Origin of the sequence: Actinomadura geliboluensis (assembly GCF_005889745.1) — a bacterium.
Taxonomy (GTDB): domain Bacteria; phylum Actinomycetota; class Actinomycetes; order Streptosporangiales; family Streptosporangiaceae; genus Spirillospora; species Spirillospora geliboluensis.
The window spans coordinates 1-2,033 of the sequence record NZ_VCKZ01000697.1; the positions used below are offsets into that span (position 1 = coordinate 1).

Genomic DNA, 2,033 nt, shown 5'->3' on the forward strand with positions numbered 1-2,033 from the left:
GGGCAGATGAGCGGGTTGCCGGAGTTCACCGTCCGCGTGGACCAGAACGCCTACCTTCCGGCGGGCGGGCGGGAGATGCACGCGATCGTGACCGTGGAGGCGCGCTCGTCCGGCGGCGGCGCCGTCCCGGCGGCGGAGGTCATCCTCGTCGACACGTCGGGGTCGATGTCGTACCGGGGGAAGATGGCGGCGGCGAAGCGCGCCGCGCGGGCCGCGGTGAACGTGCTGCGGGACGGCGTGCACTTCGCGGTCGTCGCGGGCGCGAACCGGCCGCGGATGGTCTACCCGCAGGGGGAGCGGCTCATCGCGGCGGACGAGGCGTCCCGGCGCGGCGCGGTGAACGCGATCGGGCGGCTGGAGGCGGCCGGCGGGACGGCGATCGGGTCGTGGCTGCGGCTCGCCGAGCGGCTGTTCGCCGGGCAGGACGACGCCGTCCGGCACGCGATCCTGCTGACGGACGGCAAGAACCAGCACGAGTCGGCGGAGGAGCTGGACGCGGCGCTGGCGGCGTGCGCCGGGCGGTTCCTGTGCGACGCGCGCGGCGTCGGCACCGACTGGGAGGTCGCCGAGCTGCGCAAGATCACCTCGGCGCTGCTGGGCGGGTTCCTGGACGTCCCCGACCCCGCCGACCTGGAGGCCGACTTCCTGGCGATGACGCGGGCCGCGATGGGCAAGGAGGTCGCCGACGTCGCGCTGCGGGTGTGGACGCCGCAGCAGGCGCGGCTGCGGTTCGTCAAGCAGATGGTCCCGGCCGTGGAGGACCTGACCGACCGCCGGGTGGACTCGGGCGCGCAGACGGGCGACTACCCGCTCGGCGCGTGGGGGAGCGAGTCACGCGAGTACCACCTGTGCGTCGAGGTGCAGCCCGGCGACGTCGGGCGGCAGATGCGGGCGGCGTGGGTGAAGCTCCTCGCGGGCGACCAGGTGCTCGGGTCCGGGAACGTCCTCGCCGAGTGGACGGACGACGAGGCCCGCTCGACGTCGATCAACCGGCGGGTCGCGCACCACACCGGGCAGTCGGAGCTCGCGGAGGCGATCCAGGAGGGCCTGGAGGCGCGGCGCCGCGGCGACGAGGACACCGCGACCGCCCGGCTCGGCCGCGCGGTGGTGCTGGCGCGGGAGGTCGGCAACGAGCAGATCTCCGGCCTGCTCGACCGGGTCGTGGACGTGGTGGACGGGGCGTCCGGCACGGTCCGGCTGAAGCGGGACGTGGCGAAGGCGGATGAGATGTCGCTCGACACCCGTTCCGTCCGGACCGTCCGCACCCGGCACGGCGACGAGGCGGGAGGCTGAGGCCCATGCCGGTCTGCCCGAACGGGCACACGTCCGCGGACGGTCGGTACTGCGACGTCTGCGGCGACGCCATCGCCGCCGCGCAGTCCGCCGAGCCGCCGGTGTGCCCGCACTGCGGGACGCCCCGCTCGGGCCGCTTCTGCGAGGCCGACGGGTACGACTTCGACACCGGCACCCTCTACACGGTCGAGTTGTCGATCGACCGCGCGGCGCGGGCGGTGCCGCTGGTGCCGCAGCCGCGCACGGGCAGCGCCCCGGCCGTGGCGTCCGGCCCGGCCGCGCTGGTCGCGGCGGACCGCACCTACTTCGACGCGGTCCTCGCCGAGATGGGGCCGGACGCGGCGGGCCTGACGTTCCCGCCGTACTGCCCGGAGCGCCGCGTCCCGCTGCGCGGCGGGCAGGTCAGGATCGGGCGGCGCAGCGCGTCCCGCGGGCTCCTCCCGGAGATCGACCTGGGCACGCCGCCCGAAGACCCCGGCGTGTCGCATCTGCACGCCGTCCTGCTGGCGCAGCCGGACGGCTCCTGGAACCTCGTCGACCCCGGTTCGACGAACGGCACCACGGTGAACGGCGGGACCGAGCCGATCCCGGTGAACGTGCCGGTGCCGATGGGCGACGGCGACCGCATCCATGTGGGCGCCTGGACGACCATCACGCTGTCTCTGCAGGAGGGCCCGCCATGACGATGAGTCCCGCGCAGCCGGCGGTTCCCGCTCCCCGGACGCCCCCCGCCCCGGTGC

At 75.6% G+C, this 2,033-nt stretch carries 2 protein-coding genes; both read left to right on the plus strand.

Translation table 11 applies throughout. From position 1 onward, the window contains the following. Positions 1 to 6: 6 nt before the first annotated feature. Complete coding sequence (locus tag ETD96_RS43600) at positions 7 to 1,293, plus strand: VWA domain-containing protein (RefSeq protein ID WP_138642327.1); 1,287 nt, start codon at positions 7 to 9, stop codon at positions 1,291 to 1,293. A gap of 5 nt (positions 1,294 to 1,298) precedes the next feature. After that, positions 1,299 to 1,976: an FHA domain-containing protein gene (locus tag ETD96_RS43605; RefSeq protein ID WP_138642328.1), complete on the plus strand. Its 678-nt coding sequence runs from the start codon at positions 1,299 to 1,301 to the stop codon at positions 1,974 to 1,976. Positions 1,977 to 2,033 lie beyond the last annotated feature (57 nt).

What these genes read in the sequence shown, in the direction of transcription:
- ETD96_RS43600 (WP_138642327.1), top strand. Translation starts at nt 7, where the DNA reads ATGAGCGGGTTGCCGGAGTTCACCGTCCGCGTGGACCAGAACGCCTAC.
- ETD96_RS43605 (WP_138642328.1), top strand. Translation starts at nt 1,299, where the DNA reads ATGCCGGTCTGCCCGAACGGGCACACGTCCGCGGACGGTCGGTACTGC.